At 40.4% G+C, this 16,269-nt stretch carries 12 protein-coding genes; 9 read left to right on the top strand and 3 right to left on the bottom strand.

The genetic code is table 11. From position 1 onward, the window contains the following. Nucleotides 1–269: 269 nt before the first annotated feature. Entirely contained in the window at nucleotides 270–1,910 is a 1,641-nt protein-coding gene (locus JMY06_RS06950; protein ID WP_201617501.1) for an FAD-dependent oxidoreductase, read from the top strand. A gap of 46 nt (nucleotides 1,911–1,956) precedes the next feature. Beyond that, nucleotides 1,957–2,535, top strand: a complete 579-nt coding sequence (locus JMY06_RS06955; protein WP_201617503.1) for a GNAT family N-acetyltransferase — start codon at nucleotides 1,957–1,959, stop codon at nucleotides 2,533–2,535. 30 nt (nucleotides 2,536–2,565) lie between these two features. Here JMY06_RS06955 and JMY06_RS06960 read toward each other — a convergent pair whose 3' ends face one another. Next, nucleotides 2,566–2,772, bottom strand: a complete 207-nt coding sequence (locus JMY06_RS06960; protein ID WP_227672224.1) for a hypothetical protein — start codon at nucleotides 2,770–2,772, stop codon at nucleotides 2,566–2,568. Nucleotides 2,773–2,892: 120 nt separating this feature from the next. Between JMY06_RS06960 and JMY06_RS06965 the strand changes: the two genes are divergently transcribed. After that, on the top strand, nucleotides 2,893–3,174 hold the full coding sequence (locus tag JMY06_RS06965) for a DUF503 domain-containing protein (protein ID WP_201617505.1): 282 nt from the start codon (nucleotides 2,893–2,895) through the stop codon (nucleotides 3,172–3,174). Between the two features lie 148 nt (nucleotides 3,175–3,322). Here the strand turns inward: JMY06_RS06965 and JMY06_RS06970 are convergent, their stop codons facing one another. After that, nucleotides 3,323–4,348 (bottom strand): hypothetical protein, encoded by a 1,026-nt coding sequence (locus JMY06_RS06970; RefSeq protein ID WP_201617508.1) that lies wholly within the window; start codon nucleotides 4,346–4,348, stop codon nucleotides 3,323–3,325. 209 nt (nucleotides 4,349–4,557) lie between these two features. Continuing rightward, nucleotides 4,558–7,452, bottom strand: coding sequence for an excinuclease ABC subunit UvrA (uvrA, locus tag JMY06_RS06975; protein WP_201617516.1), 2,895 nt, complete (start codon nucleotides 7,450–7,452; stop codon nucleotides 4,558–4,560). 836 nt (nucleotides 7,453–8,288) lie between these two features. On the opposite strand from uvrA, the gene JMY06_RS06980 reads away from it, so the two are divergent. The 6 genes from JMY06_RS06980 (at nucleotide 8,289) to JMY06_RS07005 (ending at nucleotide 16,085) form a co-directional block, all read left to right on the top strand. Continuing rightward, nucleotides 8,289–9,653: an MFS transporter gene (locus JMY06_RS06980; protein WP_201617518.1), complete on the top strand. Its 1,365-nt coding sequence runs from the start codon at nucleotides 8,289–8,291 to the stop codon at nucleotides 9,651–9,653. Nucleotides 9,654–9,802: 149 nt separating this feature from the next. Next, on the top strand, nucleotides 9,803–10,441 hold the full coding sequence (gene ssb / locus JMY06_RS06985) for a single-stranded DNA-binding protein (protein WP_201527414.1): 639 nt from the start codon (nucleotides 9,803–9,805) through the stop codon (nucleotides 10,439–10,441). A 149-nt stretch (nucleotides 10,442–10,590) separates the two neighbouring features. Then, nucleotides 10,591–11,934 carry a site-specific integrase gene (locus JMY06_RS06990; protein WP_201617520.1) on the top strand — a complete coding sequence of 448 codons (1,344 nt, stop codon included), beginning with the start codon at nucleotides 10,591–10,593 and terminating at the stop codon, nucleotides 11,932–11,934. A 5-nt stretch (nucleotides 11,935–11,939) separates the two neighbouring features. Further along, complete coding sequence (locus tag JMY06_RS06995; protein WP_201617522.1) at nucleotides 11,940–13,499, top strand: site-specific integrase; 1,560 nt, start codon at nucleotides 11,940–11,942, stop codon at nucleotides 13,497–13,499. Between the two features lies 1 nt (nucleotide 13,500). After that, nucleotides 13,501–15,666, top strand: coding sequence for a hypothetical protein (locus JMY06_RS07000; protein ID WP_227672225.1), 2,166 nt, complete (start codon nucleotides 13,501–13,503; stop codon nucleotides 15,664–15,666). Then, nucleotides 15,663–16,085: a hypothetical protein gene (locus tag JMY06_RS07005; protein ID WP_201617524.1), complete on the top strand. Its 423-nt coding sequence runs from the start codon at nucleotides 15,663–15,665 to the stop codon at nucleotides 16,083–16,085. Before JMY06_RS07000 ends, JMY06_RS07005 begins: the two co-directional genes overlap by 4 nt. The last annotated feature ends 184 nt before the right edge of the window (nucleotides 16,086–16,269 follow it).

Here is a 16,269-nt window from a genome sequence, read left to right on the forward strand (position 1 = left end):
TAGTCGTCTATTATGGTTATAAGGTTTAAATCAGGATTAAAAAGATGAGGACGAAGTTAGAAATGTGGTATTAAAAGTTAGAGAGTTACGTTTCGCAACGCACCAGACATACAATAAAACATCTTGCCTGCAGCGTACTTGCTACTATCAATGGATATGATGTTTTTTATTGGGCAAAGTTTCCGTTTAGTATCATGGCTTATTAAAAAGCATAGTAAACCGTGCATAATAATTAATCAGGCAGCAATCGCCACCGTTAAGGATGACCTATGACTCACGTAACTATTAACAAAGCCGACATTCCAAGTGGCGGTATGAAATCGTATAAGCAAGATGATGATAGTATCATTTTAATCACTCGTGACGACAGCACGTTTTATGCGTTCGATGGCAAATGCCCTCATGCGGGTGCAGATTTAGGCGATGGGTTGCGGTGTGGTAATCGCGTGGTTTGTCCTTGGCATCATGGTACCTTTGATAGTCGTGATGGGTCATTACTAGAACCAGTGGCAACCGAAGGACTCACTCAATATGAAGTTACTGATAACGGCGATAACTTAACCGTTAATACGGCTGATAAAATAGACAATACGGTCGAAAATGATAAGCTGACTGCGACTCATACCGTTATCGTTGGTGGCGGTGCCGCTGGCTTTATGACTGCGCATCATCTACGGCAGATAGGCTATGGCGGCGAGATTACTTTAATTAGCAAAGATGATAAAGCCCCTTATAACCGTCCGCAATTGTCCAAGGCGTTCTTAGCAGGAAAGATCAATGAGGAAAATATCATGCTGGGCGGTACGGACTGGGCAGAAAAGCACAACGTTACCCTGCGCCTAAACCAGATTGTCAGCGAAGTATTACCTAATGAGCGTACCATCATTATTGACGATATTAGTGGCGATAATAAAAAGAGCGATAGCGAAAAACTTAGCGCCGACTTCTTAGTCGTTGCAACTGGTGCCGAGCCTATCATTCCGCCTATCAAGGGCGCTGATCTTGATGGTGTCTATACTTTGCGTCGTATGGATGATGCCAAATTGATTAAAGCGGCCAGTCATGATCAGCATGTAGTTATTATAGGTACTGGCTTTATCGGTATGGAAGTCGCTTCAGCGCTATCGCAAGCAGACACGACCGCATCCATTACGGTGATTGGTCAGGATAAGCGAGTGATGGGTAATATTGTTTCTGAGACCGTCAGTAACGCCTTAATCAAATTGCATGAGGACAATGGCATTAAGTTTGTATTGGATGCCACGGTTAATGAAATTACTGGTGTTAATAACAAGGATAACGATACCGACGACAAGACATTCTCACAAGTTAACAGCGTAAATTTAGCAAATGGTGAGAAAATAGCTGCCGATATCGTCATCTTAGGTACTGGCGTATCTCCGCGAACAGATCTAATAAGTGACGTAAACGATCCCGATGGCGTGCAGGTTGATAGTCATCTGCAGCTGCGCGATGGCGTTTATACACTTGGCGATATTGCCAAAGCTGAAGGCCAAATGGGTCGGCTGCGTATCGAGCACTGGCGCGTGGCCCTGCAACATGGCTTGGTTACTGCCGCTGCGATATTAGAGGATGACAGTGTGAATTCTCTTGATGAGCGCATACCGTTCTTTTGGACGATGCAGTATGGCAAGAGCTTACGTTACAGCGGTCATGCCATGACGCCTGACCATAATATCTTGCTTGGGTCGCCTGATACCCTTGATTATATCGAATATTACTTCGATGATGACGGTGAAGATACCCGCGCCAGTGCTGCTAGTACGCTTGGCCGTGATAAAGAGTTGGTCGCCTTTGCTGAGCTACTACGCCGAGGTCATGCGCCAACACGTGCGCAGATAAATGCAGGGTTTAATCTTATTGACCAAGCACACGCCTTATCGCGTTAGGATTGTTATAATAACGATTATTGTTATTTAAAAGATAAAGGTAGTTATGAGCCCAAACTCTGTATTTTTACGTCAAGCCGAACCTGACGATATTAGCGCCCTTAAGCAGCTGCTTGATCGCTGTTATCGTCAGTCTGAGGGCTGGACTAATGAGGCCGATTTAGTCGATGGTATTCGTATTACCGACTCCGAGCTTGCCAGCGTTATCGCTGACTTTAAGCACTATCTTTTTATCTATCCAAAGACTGATATGGGCAATCGTGACGGACAAGAAACCGGCGAGTTGCTTGGCTGTATTGGCGTTGATATGAAAGACAATGCCGATAAAAGCTATGCTTATATCGGCATGTTTGCGGTTCATCCCGAACGACAAGGGCAGGGTGTGGGGCATCAGATACTACAAGCGGCAGAAACCTTTGCTGGACGACATTTGCAATCTCGCAATCAGCCTAGCCGTTTTATTATGAGTATCCTAAGCCATCGCCCTGAGCTATTGGCTTATTATGAGCGTCGTGGTTATCAGCTGACGGGCGTGTCTATGCCATTTCCAGAGGATGGCAACAATGGTGAGCCTAAGCGGCAAGATTTACAACTATTAGAATTAGAAAAACTAATCAGTAACTAATGACTGGCAAATAACAATGGAGTGTTTAAGTTAACGCCAAAAGTTCCTAAAAGTCATAAATAGCCCAACGCTAAGCAATAGAAATGCCACCATAATTAAGCGCTTAAACCAGTTAAAGGCGGGCAGGCGTGTGGCATTATCATCGGACATCAGATAAGCGAATAAGCATATCAAGCTTGCCACCAAGGTCATAATACCTAGGCCAATCGGTAGAATAAAAAAATATACCTGCCACACAGTAATCTCTCAACGGCTCTTATTATTGGCATCATAGCAGTAACCTGATTGTGCTGTCTGTAAGTGGCTTGAAAACTCAAGCGAACCTAAATAACCGGATACTTTAGCAAGGAGAATAAAATGCATATCGGCATCCTGACTCTGAGTTTTTTCCTGCCTGGATGCAGCTCTTTGAAAGAAAAACGCCAGCGCATGGGCGGCCTACACGCGCGTTTTGGCCGTAATCCAGCAGTTGCGGTATGTGAGAGTGGCGAACGTAACAGGCATGACGCCAGTGAGTGGTCGTTCGTAGTGGTGGCGACTTCTAAACGTGAGATCGAGTCGTTGTGTAGTCAAATCGAAGACAAAGTACAACGTACCGTAGACGGACGCGTGATGAACGTCATGCGAGAGTTCATTTAGCCGAGTAGGGTGGACTTCATCGCACCATTGTTATGAAGTTAATTTCGATTAACTAGAGTTTTTATGAAACAACAAAAACAGTGATGAAAACCATTATGATCGATAGATGGATTCAATTATCGGTGCGTGAAAAGCACGCTACACCTATTTATAACTCCCTAGCCATTTTTATAAAATTAGATAAACTTACTCCTAAAATTGCCATTCCCGCATCATGCGGATTTTCCAACTTGAAGCGATTCTGTGCTGAACCATTTAGAGCGTAGTCAAATCTATCAATTGTAACGATACACCAATGACTTTGCCTACATTCGATAATTACTTCATCTGCATAAAAAGGCCAATCTCCATCATAATCTGATTTCAGAATTTTTTTTGATTTATATTCGTGATTTACTTTTCGCTGAAATGCGTCAAGAACTGTTCTTTTATGCACCTTTTTTGGTGTTTCTTTATATTTTGTAGTTTGATGCCTGTAATCTCTTTTCCCAAAATCCTTCTCATATAACTCTCCAAAGCTAAAAAAGTTCGAGACTGAAAGTTGTGTAGCTTGTTCACCTAAACATCTAAAAATAAACTGCCTCGAAATCGCGGAAATATACCTCTCAAAAACTATGATTATATAAGTTGATATCTTTTGATAAACTTCGTGATTTAAGTTTAAGTCCGTCAGTTTTTCATAGTCTTCTGAATCAAGAATTTTACTCTCAAACTCTTTCCACTGCTCTTTCGTATTGACTCCAATCTTTGTATTACCAGTAATTAAATCAAAATTGTAATATCTTGCTAATTTACCAAACTCAGAAAGTATAGAAAGTAACTCTTTTAAATCTGGGTCTGTTCGAATAAACTTGTTATCTAACTCAAATTGAGGTCTGTCATAATCGAAGTAATAGTTATCAACTATATCCTTTAGTAACTTTTCTAAATTATGATTTAAGCCTTTGATATAACTAAAATTTGGAAGTTCTTGGTATTTATGGAAGTGACCCAAACAAATATAGGCTTTCATAAACCTTTCAAACCCTTGCGATAAAAGTTGAAAAGGAAGAAAGTAAAAGTCGTTGCTAGGATTGATATTTTGAAGCTCACCAAAACCTAATGTAATCAACTTTTCAGAGGTTTCCAACTCATCTAAAAGTACAAAATATTTTATGTTCTCAATTTCTGACATATTGTTTCTCGGCATTAAACGAAATGGATGTATACCAAAGACCAAATTTTTAGATGATTTTATTGGTTTGTACTGCTTGTACCTATTTTACTAAACTTATCAGTCAGTTGCCAAAATGTAGGCAAAAAGTAATATTAGCTAAAAACACACCCAATAAAAAAGGTTATTCCATTAAGAATAACCTTTCAATAACTATCAATTTATAACTATTAACTAGCTTCCTGCAACATCGGCTTCAAGAACTCAGCAGTATGCGAGCCTTTAGTCTCAGCAACTTCTTCCGGTGTGCCTTCAGCGATAATCAGTCCACCACCTTTACCGCCTTCAGGGCCCAAATCAATCACCCAATCCGCAGTTTTGATGACGTCTAAGTTATGCTCAATGACGACGATAGTATTGCCTTTATCCCGTAGCGCATGCAAGATATTGAGCAGCTTCGCGATATCATGGAAATGCAAACCAGTCGTTGGCTCATCCAAGATATATAGCGTCTGTCCAGTATCACGCTTGGCAAGCTCACGTGCTAGTTTGACCCGCTGAGCTTCACCGCCAGATAGCGTTGGCGCTGATTGTCCGAGGCGAATATAACTGAGACCAACTTCCATCAAGGCTTCCAAACGACGATGAATCGCAGGAATAGCGGAGAAGAATTCAGTGGCATCTTCCACGGTCATCTCAAGCACATCTGCGATGTTTTTACCTTTATAGTAAATCTCTAACGTCTCGCGGTTATAGCGTTTGCCATCACAGCTATCACAGGGCACATACATGTCCGGTAAAAAGTGCATCTCAACTTTGATGAGACCGTCACCTTGGCACGTCTCACAGCGTCCACCTTTGACGTTGAAGCTAAAGCGGCCGGGTTTATAACCACGGGCGCGTGCTTCTTGGGTTTGGGCGAACATTTCCCGTACTGGCGTAAAGACACCGGTATAAGTTGCTGGGTTTGAGCGCGGGGTACGGCCAATTGGGCTTTGGTCAATATCAACCATTTTATCCAAATGCTCAAGACCGCTGATACTCTCGAATTTATCAGCGATAAGAGTCGAGGCGTTATTGAGCTGCGTCGCCGCCAATGGCATTAAAGTACGATTGATAAGGGTCGATTTACCCGAGCCTGACACCCCAGTAATACAAGTCATGATACCAATCGGTAAGGTCAAATCGACGTTTCGTAAGTTATTGCCAGTTGTGCCTTTAAGATTAATAGTCATCGGTACTTTGTTGGGTTTGGCCTTACCTTCTACTTCAACGTCAATCATTTTTGCTTGATGACGTATCTTAGGAATATCTATTTTCATTTTGCCCGATAGATATTGACCCGTGAGTGATTCCTCAGAATTCATGATGTCATCCACAGTTCCCTGTGCGATAACGTGACCACCATGGACACCAGCACCAACGCCGATATCAATCACGTGATCGGCTTTGCGAATGGCATCTTCATCATGCTCAACGACTAGCACCGTATTACCCAAATCACGCAGACGGGTTAAAGTGCTAAGCAGACGGTCATTATCACGCTGATGTAGACCGATTGATGGCTCATCAAGCACATACATCACGCCCATGAGACCAGCACCAATTTGGCTGGCAAGACGAATACGTTGTGCCTCACCACCAGATAGCGTTTCAGCGGAGCGGGCCAATGATAGATAATCAAGTCCGACACTGACTAAGAAATTCAGGCGCTCATTAATCTCTTTAAAGATTTTCTCAGCGACTTCGCCTTTATGACCACCAATCTTGAGGGTTTTATAATAGTCAGCAGCATCACCGATAGACAATTGAACGATTTCAGCGATGGTTTGGTCATCAACGCGTACATTACGCGAAATCTCATTAAGACGCGCGCCATCGCAGACGTTACAAGTGGTATCTGCTAGATATTTAGCCAACTCATCACGGACTAGATTGCTTTGGGTTTTTGCATAACGACGTTCTAAATAAGGCAGCACCCCTTCAAAAGGAATAGTTTTATTAGTTTTGCGACCGCGTTCATCGGTGAAGTTAAAGGTTAGCTTCTCTTTACCTGAGCCTTGCATGATTAAGTCTTGCTGCTCTTTTGGTAGCGCTTGCCACGGGGCATCCATATCAATTTTGAAATGATGGCAGACCGTAGATAGCAGACCAAAGTAATAAGCATGACGCTTATCCCAACCGTTGATTGCCCCTTGGTTCAGGCTTTTTTCATGATTGGTAATCAGCTTTTCAGCCGCAAAATACTGACGTTTTCCTAAGCCATCACAGGCCGGACAGGCGCCATACGGATTGTTAAAACTAAACATCCGTGGTTCAAGCTCAGATACCGCCCGATCACATACGGGACAGCTGTGTTTTGCGGATAGCAATTGATCCTCTTGGCCGCCATCTTTTGGATTGCCATCCATATGATGCAAGACGACTAAGCCTTGGCCTAAGCGTAGCGCGGTCTCCAGACTTTCAGCAACGCGGTTGCCCAGATCATCACGTACTTTAAAGCGGTCGACCACGACTTCGATAGTATGCTTTTTAGTTTTCTCAAGTGCCGGTAGTTCATCCATATCATAGACATGGCCGTCGACACGGACGCGGACGAAACCTTGCCCGACCAGTTGCTCAAGTAGAACGGTATGCTCGCCCTTACGTTCCCTAATCACCGGCGCTAAAATCATTAGCTTAGTATCAACCGGTAGCGACATGATCTGATCGACCATTTCGCTTACACTCTGCGCGACCATTGGCTCGCCATGTTCAGGGCAGTAGGGTGTACCGATACGTGCATACAGCAGGCGTAAGTAGTCATAAATCTCAGTAATCGTACCTACTGTTGAGCGTGGGTTATGGTTGGTTGATTTTTGTTCAATAGAAATCGCTGGTGACAACCCATCGATGCTATCAACGTCTGGTTTTTCCATTTGCGATAAAAACTGACGCGCATAAGCCGATAAACTTTCGACATAACGACGTTGTCCTTCAGCATAAAGGGTATCAAATGCTAGCGATGATTTACCTGAGCCCGATAGGCCGGTAATTACTACGAATTTATCTCGCGGAATATCTATGTTAATATTTTTTAGATTATGCGTGCGTGCGCCGCGTACTGCGATGTGGTCATGTGCCATCGGTGACAGGTTTCCTATTTGCTAAAAGATTTGTTAAAACCAACATGTGAAAGTGGCTTTAAAATATAAACAAGGGTCAGTAAGATTAATAGTTAAAAGAGTAAATTGTTTTTAATTAAGCTTGGGTAATCATACTTTGAAATATCTTTTAAATAAGCGCTAAGCTGGCCTAAATAAAGTAAGCTAGAGATAAGCGTAATAACTAGAGTCAGCTTAATAACAATCTGGGTAATAATGAGTAATAAATAATATTGATATTTCAAATAGTTATTTTTGGATAGGTTTGCTTTCATTACAAAAAAAGCAGTTAAGTTATAAAAGAATGAGCCGTTATTGTTATAAGGTTGAATAATATTTTGATATAAACGAAAGGTTTATCGCTAAACTATCCTTAAATGATCGATTTATTTTCTCGGTATCGTCCTACTTTATTGTTATGACAAGCGTATTATTCAAGGTATGAGATCGTACAGGATGCACTTGGTAACAAATTTGTGGCGTTAATACGTTTTGGTAGAACGGAAGCTGAATGGTCGCAGAATGGAGATGGGTAAAAAGACAAAAGTCTCGGCAACTCAGCGGCTAATGTTTTATACTGTTGGGCTTAATTTGTAGGTTAAGCTAATAAAGACAGTAATAAGCATCATAGCTGAGCCCGAGTTTTAGTAGCAATTTTGAACAGTATTTGATTAACAGTACTCTTTGTTAATAACAGTTTACTAACGACAGTCTCGACCAATAGACGTATGAAGATAACGCAGAGCTACACTCTAAAGGGCTATAGCGTAATAGAGAGTAGAACGTCAGTCGTCAAATGATAAATCAGTGAGGCAACTATGAATAGCGTAGAAAAACGGGCAATCTTAGGGGTCGGTGGCATTTTTGCCTTGCGAATGATTGGCCTATTTATGATTGTGCCAGTATTTTCTGTGTATGGGAGCGATTATGCCCATGCCACGCCATTTTTGATTGGCTTAGCAGTTGGTGTGTATGGGCTTGGACAGGCTATCTTTCAGATACCGATGAGTCTTGCCGCTGATAAATTCCCGCGTAAGCCTATTATCATGCTTGGGCTGGTATTATTTGCGCTGGGCGGTATTATCGCTGCCAATGCCACTGACATTTATGAAGTGATTATCGGTCGCGCGCTGGCGGGTAGTGGCGCGGTGTCCGCTGTGCTAATGGCACTCTTAGCAGATGTCACCCGTGAGGAGATGCGTACCAAGGCTATGGCAACCATGGGGCTGACCATTGCTACGTCCATCATGCTGGCCTTTGCTTTTGGGCCGTTGTTGGTAGGCTCGCTGGGTATCTCAGGACTGTTTTGGCTGACCGCAGGCTTTGCGGTTCTGGCAATGTTATTGCTGCTGGTCGTACCATCGCCTATGCGCGTGCTCAAGCACAATCTAGACAATAAATCGATTAAGCAGCAGCTATCGGATGTTCTCAAAATCGGCGATTTAAACCGTTTACATATTGGCATCTTTGCACTACATCTAACTATGACAGCGATATTTGTGATTTTACCGCATCAGCTCTCAGAGGTGATGGGCTTAACCGTTCGCCAGCAAGGTTTGGTTTATTTACCACTATTGTTTATTGGCTTTGCCGTAGCAATACCTTTTATTATTATTGCCGAAAAGAAACGTAAAATGCGCCAAGTATTCTTAGCGGCTATTGCATTAATGACGGTAGCTTTAGCGTTACTAGCGCTGGGTAGTCAGGTAGGTGTCGGCATTATTTTAGGCTTATTACTGTATTTTATGGGTTTTAATCTACTTGAGGCCACCATTCCCTCGTGGATATCTAAACGGGCACCAGTAGCTAATAAGGCGACGGCGATGGGTCTGAACTCATCCAGTCAATTCTTTGGTGCGTTCGTTGGCGGTGCCATGGGTGGTTTGCTGCTTACTCAGCCCAATCTGTTGGCATGGGGTCTACTGGCGATAATAATGGCTGCCGCCTTATTAATTATTATCCCTATTGCCGATCCACCGTATTTATCGAGCACCACGGTAACCATACCTAAAAATATCGATATTCAAGAGTGGTCGCGGCAGATGTCGGCGATCAACGGCGTTGACGAGTTGGTAGTGATGGCAAAAGAGCAAGTCGCTTATTTAAAACTGGATAAGACTCAGCTGACGGATACGTCACGACAAGAGCTGTCGCATCTTGCACAAAGCCCACTAGATATTTAATAAAGAATTGGTTAAAGTAAATATATTAATGATAATATCTATTAGATTAACTAAAGTTATAGTTTAATTAAAGTGAGTCATTAGATCTTTGATAAAGTTCTTGATAGTAAGAACATTTATATAGTTATTCATCAAAAAAGGACGGTACTATGCGCGGTGTTAATAAAGTTATCATCATCGGTAACCTCGGTGCAGACCCTGAGGCACGTCAATTTAATAATGGCGGTAGTGTAACCAATATTTCGGTTGCGACATCCGAGCAGTGGACAGACAAACAAAGCGGTGAAAAAAGAGAAGCGACCGAGTGGCATCGTATTTCGCTATTCAATCGTTTGGGTGAAGTTGCGGCGCAATACCTACGTAAAGGCAGCAAGGTCTATATCGAAGGCAGTCTGCGTACGCGTAAATATCAAGATCCAAATGGCCAAGATCGCTACATTACTGAGATTCGTGCTGAGCAAATGCAAATGTTAGATGGTGCGAGTGGCGGTGGTCAAGATAGCAACTTTGGTGGCCAAAATACAGGTAATCAAGGCGGTCGAAATAACTTTGGTGGCCAGCAGTCAAATAACCAGCCAGCCCAGCAAGGTGGCTACAACCAAGGCGGCGGTGCGTCAAACCAAGGTATGCCACAAGGCGGTAGCCAAAATAGCTACAACAATCAAAATACGCCTGCTCAACAGAATCAATTCAATGCACCGACACCAGCCCCTAATGCAGGGTCTGGCTCAACGAATAAACCTGCGGCTATGCCTGATGGTCCAGTCGATGACGATATTCCATTTTAACTTATATAATAACAAGATATTGTATTTATAAACCTTTAGCTCATTGATATTAATATCAATGAGCTATTTTTATATCTAAAATATATTGCATTTAAATCTAATAACTTTGTATAATAGTATTTATTGTATTTACTTAGAGTAGTAGCCTGATGCCAGTCCTAAAGAGAAAAGAGTTTATTGAATCAAGTGGAGAAAGATTCTCTCTTCTTGTTAATGAAAATGGAATTCCTGATTTTTGGATAACGTTATTCATGACTACTGTTGTACGATCTTATACACACTCAACTCAAAGAGCATATATTAATCACCTGTATCATCTTAGTCTTTGGGAAGCGAAAATAAAAGCTCGTCTGTCTGATAGGATAATTACAGCTTCACAAAATAAAGGTAATAATGATATTCGGTTTTTCTCACATTCTGAAGTTCAATCACTTGCTGAGCATTGTAAGCTTCAAACAAAGACTGCTCGAAAGCTAAACGATTCAAATAATAAAATAATTCAATTCAAGAAACCTACATCTAAAGCGCCATTATTAACTGTCTCAGTTGCTCAACAAAATCAAAGGATTAAAGTTATTGCTGAATACTTCGAATTCATAGCACACAACATTTTAAGAAATAAAGCAAGTTTTTCAAGCTATATTGAAATCATTAAAGAAACTAAAGAGCGTCTTTTAAGTGGAAAGTCAAAAGGCGGTAGTCGTAGAACAACGTTTGATCCTGATGCTAAAGCGCCACCTCCAGAAGTGTTTTTTAAGGTTATGGATTTGGTAGGGCCGCTCAATCCAAAAAACCCTTTCACCAAGTTGGTTAAAAATCGAAATTACCTTTTGTTCAGAATACTTTATGAGACAGGCCTTAGAAGTGGAGAAATTCTTCAGTTAAAAATAACTGACATTAAGTTTTCTCAAAACCTAATTGAAATTCGTCGTAGACATGATGATCCTGAGGATACCTATAGGTCAACCGAACCTAATGCTAAAACTCTTGAACGAAATATCTATATTACATCTGAATTGTCGGATGAGATCAGAGCGTATGTCATTCGAGAGCGTGCGCTCATAATTAATGCAAATAAACATAGTTTTTTATTTGTATCCAACAAAGGAAAAAGTGCAGGAAACCCTATCTCTCTTATACAGTTCTCAAAAATTGTTGAAAAAGTTGCAGAGGATGAAAATTTAGCTGATTTCATCAAAAAGAATGGATTTAAAGGCGCAAAGAAAATAACTGGGCATGGTTTTAGGCATGATTTTAACAATCGAATATCGATTAGTATTGATAAGAATAATGAGAAAGCAAGAGAAGAAGGACGCTTAGATGATGTTATCTCAGAAAAGAAAGAGCTTGAAGATAGAATGTATCTAATGGGTCATAAAAATGAAAGTTCTTCGAGTATTTATAACTTGAGGCATACTAAGAAACAGGCTGAATCACTATTGTTGCATGAAATGCAAAATATAGATTTTCTTATTAAACCTAAGGATGATTAGTTGAGATGAACACTGCACAAGTATTAAACGATTATGTAGAAGACCTTGAAGGGTTAGACGCCTTTATTATTAGATCCAAGTCAGGCTATGAATCAAATTTTCAAGATGATATTTGGAAATTAGATAATTCTGTTAGTATAAATTGGAATAATGTAGGTAATGTATCAGATAATGTTTTAAAAGGATTTAAGCTAACTATTGCAAGAATGGCCGAAGAAGTTTCCGCAAAGCATACTCAAAATTGTTGGCATTATTTTAAGCAGTATTTATTAGATCCTAAATTATACGTGGGTGGCAACATTAGCTCAGAGCTAATTTTAAAATACAAATCGACTTTAGATTCTGAAAATGAATATAAGTTAGGGACGATCCGCTCATTACTGAGAAACTGGATTGAGTGGAAACATCTAGGAGTTAATAGTGATATATCGGATACACTTGATCGGTTAGTCTTAAAAGGGGATGTAAAAGGTAAAGCTGTTTTACATCAATGTCCTCATACTGGCGCTTATACGCTCACTGAACAGCAGTCATTATTAATATGGGCGGGTAACGCTTTTCAAGAAAAACTCTTATCTTTAGAAGAGTTTGCATGGTTTTATTTAATATACGCGACAGCTAGAAGGCCAAGCCAAATCAGAGCGTTGAGATTATGTGATGTTACTCATAGAGTAGTCAACAATAGCAATATATATTATATCAATATTCCAAGAGCGAAACAAAGAGGTGGTAAATTCCGTTCTGAATGCAGATCTTTAACTATCACTGAAGACCTGTATTTGATTGTCGTAATTCAAATTAAGGAGGTTAAGTCCTTTGTTTCTTCTAAATTTCCTACACTTGACGAGACAGATATTGAACAGTTACCTGTTTTTTTAAATCGCGATTCATTGCGAGAGATGATAATAAGCGACTATAAAAGTGTTATCACAAATACCCCTGATTATTTACATCTATCTGCAACTAGTGTTCATTATATGGATAGACAAATATCTCGTAAATGTGATGCTATTTCTGAGCGCACAGGCGACTACATTCACTTTACACCTGTAAGGTGTAGGAGAACTAGAGCAACTAACCTTGTGAGAAATGGTATTACAGGAGTGCAGCTAGCTTACTTACTTGATCATTCAGATACTCAGCAATTATTTGTATACACTCAGCATACAGGTGAGTTAGCGCTAAGGATTTTTGACAAGATGAATGATGCAATGGAATTGCTATCTGCAAAGTTTGAAGGGCGTCTTATTCATTCCGAAGATCAAGCATTAAGAGGTGATGATCCTAACAGCCGCGTCTTCCAGTCTTCAAACAATCAGGTAGGTAACTGTGGAGGCTCTCCTGCCTGTAACAGTGGCTTGAAAGCCTGTCTTTTATGCAGTCAGTTTCAGCCTTTATTAGATGCTCCTTGGGAAGATGTTTTACTCGATCTAATGGAAGAAGTGGAACATAAGCAAGCCATGGGTGCTAGCGATTTTATTTTACAATCGTTTAATCTTCAACTAGCCAATGTCACAGCCATTATGAATGCGTGCGATAAAATAAAAATAAAAGAGGTTCTTTGATATGACAGAGGTTATTCCTTTTAAGCCAAAGCATAAAGTTGAGTGCGAAAAGAACCTTCTTGATTTTGTTGAGAGAGCCAAGCATGACCTAAGTATTTATGAAGATCAAGGTGGCTTCAATAGCGATAATTGGAAGGTTACATCTAAAAATGGTCGTACTTTATCTATGCATTTTACTGGGCCAAAACCGCAAGGTAAAAAGACGGGTGAGTTAATGCTACAACCATTTAAGGACTTTGCAAAAGCGTACATGAGAGACTTGCAGACATGGAAAGAAAGAAATCCTGCACAATATATGGTTGTACTGAAAACTATTTATGAAACACTAATCGAAACCAATGGAAAGGCCGATATTCTTGATTTTAACGGTACTTCACTACGAAAAACTACTGAAAGCTTAGAACGCCGTCTATCTAAAGATGCGTTATACCGTGCGGGTCAATTTCTTGAAAAATTATTGAATGATATTCGAGAGTATAAAATAAACTTAACCATACCAACATGGAAAAACCCTTGGAAACGCCCAAATGAAAAGGCTTCAGGAACTTCACACGAAGATAGAGCTTGGCAAGAAAATAGATTAATGACTAGTCATCAAATCAGTTGTTTAGCTGATGCTTTTTGTTTGGCTAAAACGCCTTATGAGCAGTTTTATTCATCTCAAGCTGTATTATTAATGGCTGCTCCAAGCAGAGGTGGAGAGTTGCATTTTTTGACTAAAGATTGTTTATTTGAAACAACAGCATTTAAAGAGGTGGTTGATGCCTCGGGTAAAGTCGTCAAAGAAGAGCATACTATTTTAAATATTCGTTGGGTCGCTGCTAAAGGTGGTGGATTTATACCAAAGCCTGTACACCCTCTAATTGAGCCAACAGTGAGAGAAGCGGTACGTAGACTAATCGATATTGGAGAGCCTGCTAGAAGAGCCGCACAGTGGTCAATTAAGCGTCCTAATGAGTTCTATCGACACGATGCATGTATTACCAAAGAAGATCATCATGAGGATGATCCACTGACGATTCTAGAGTTTGCAGCAGCTATGGGGCTTTCACAGGATAATTTACCGAATGATGTTTCTGAATCTATAGAAAAAAGTGTTTTCTTGAGGTTTTACAAGCAAAAATGGATTCAAAAGCTTTTTGAAATAAAAGACTATGTTACTTATCGAGATTTAGCTGCTTATACTGTGCAAAATTATAAGAAGCCGTTTCCTAAGTTTCCAAATCTTTCAGAGATCAATAAGCCTGTGTCAGACATGCTATGTATCGTTAGAGATAATGAGCTTCATAGTGGATTCCAACCTAAAGGTTATAGCTTTACTGCACCTACTATAAATCAACTCAATGATGCTTTAGGCAGTATTCATGACAGGATACAGAGCAAAACATCACAGTCATTATTTACATCTGTGGGATTAAAGGAAGAAAACGGAGACAACTTCGTAATTACTTCGCATCAAATTCGAGTGTGGCTATCTACAATGGCTGAGCGTGGCGAAATGGAGTCATTAGACTTAGCAATGTTTGCAGGACGTAGCCGTATTCAAGATAACAGAGCTTATGACTTACGTCCTATGGAGGAGTTGGCAAAAGAGTCAAGAAAGCTAATTAATCTTGGCTTAGAAGATTATGATGGCACTAAAGCTCTTCAAGCTGTAAAGGTTAATGTACCTGTTACTTTTGAAATGCTAGGTCATAAAAATCGGTATGGTGTAGTTCAAGCTTCTGGGTTCGGATACTGTGAGCATGATTGGACTATGTCACCATGTTCAAAAGCAGGTGAATGTGTAACTTGTAAAGAACACTCTTGCATTAAAGGTATGCCGAATACAAAAGAGCGATTGTTAGAATTAGAACAGGTTGTTAAACGTGAGCTTAATAGAGCAGTAGAGGCTGATAATAACGATTATTCAGGTGCTAATAGTTGGGTCATCTACCAAAGTAAGAAACTTGCAATAATCAAGACTTTATTGACATATTTGGATAACGATGAGTACCCTGAAGGACTTATTATTCGCGTTCCAGAAGAGCTAGATGTAAGCTTAACGCGAATAGCACTGAACGAGCTTGGATATTCTACAGGGGTCGCAGAGAACTCAACCTTAAGTGAAAGGATTACTATGACAACAGAGTCTAACTTTCTAGCGATTTTACAGGGTGGAATATGAAACCAAAACTTATAAGCGAAAATGAAATAGATTTAGTTGAAGATATCTTAAAGAAGTGGTCAGGTAAACTGACATGGGATAAGTTCGCTGTCCGAGTTGCTTCTGCTTTAGGGAAAGATTCAGTTTCTAAGTTTACTCTAATGGGCTACCCTGAGATTAAACAGGCATTTAATAGACGTAAGCAAACGCTTAAAGAGGCAAAGTCACAAGTCATTGAGACAATGGGCGATGTGACTATTGACATGCTTATAAACGAAAATGCTGAGCTAAGAAACCAGATTCATCACTTAGAAGAGGAAATTAAAGCAAAAGAAACGCTATGGGTAGAGAAGTACAGAAGGTGGGCATATAACCTTTCTATGATGCCAAATGTGGATTTATCTATACTTGATCAACCTCTTCCAGCGAAACAGAATTAAATTGCTGTAGTCAAACAATTTTAGATTGAGCACAAGGCAAGCGATAGCAGATATTCAAGCAAGTAAGCGAAAAAAAGCAGTTTTTTAAATCAAATTACTAATTAAAGAAGACTAGGGTCTGTATAGAATTCAAATCAGCGGCAGCCAAATAAAGACACAGGCTAGAATCACAGCAGCTTCATAA

It is taken from the genome of Psychrobacter urativorans (assembly GCF_904846675.1).
Taxonomy (GTDB): Bacteria; Pseudomonadota; Gammaproteobacteria; order Pseudomonadales; family Moraxellaceae; genus Psychrobacter; species Psychrobacter urativorans_B.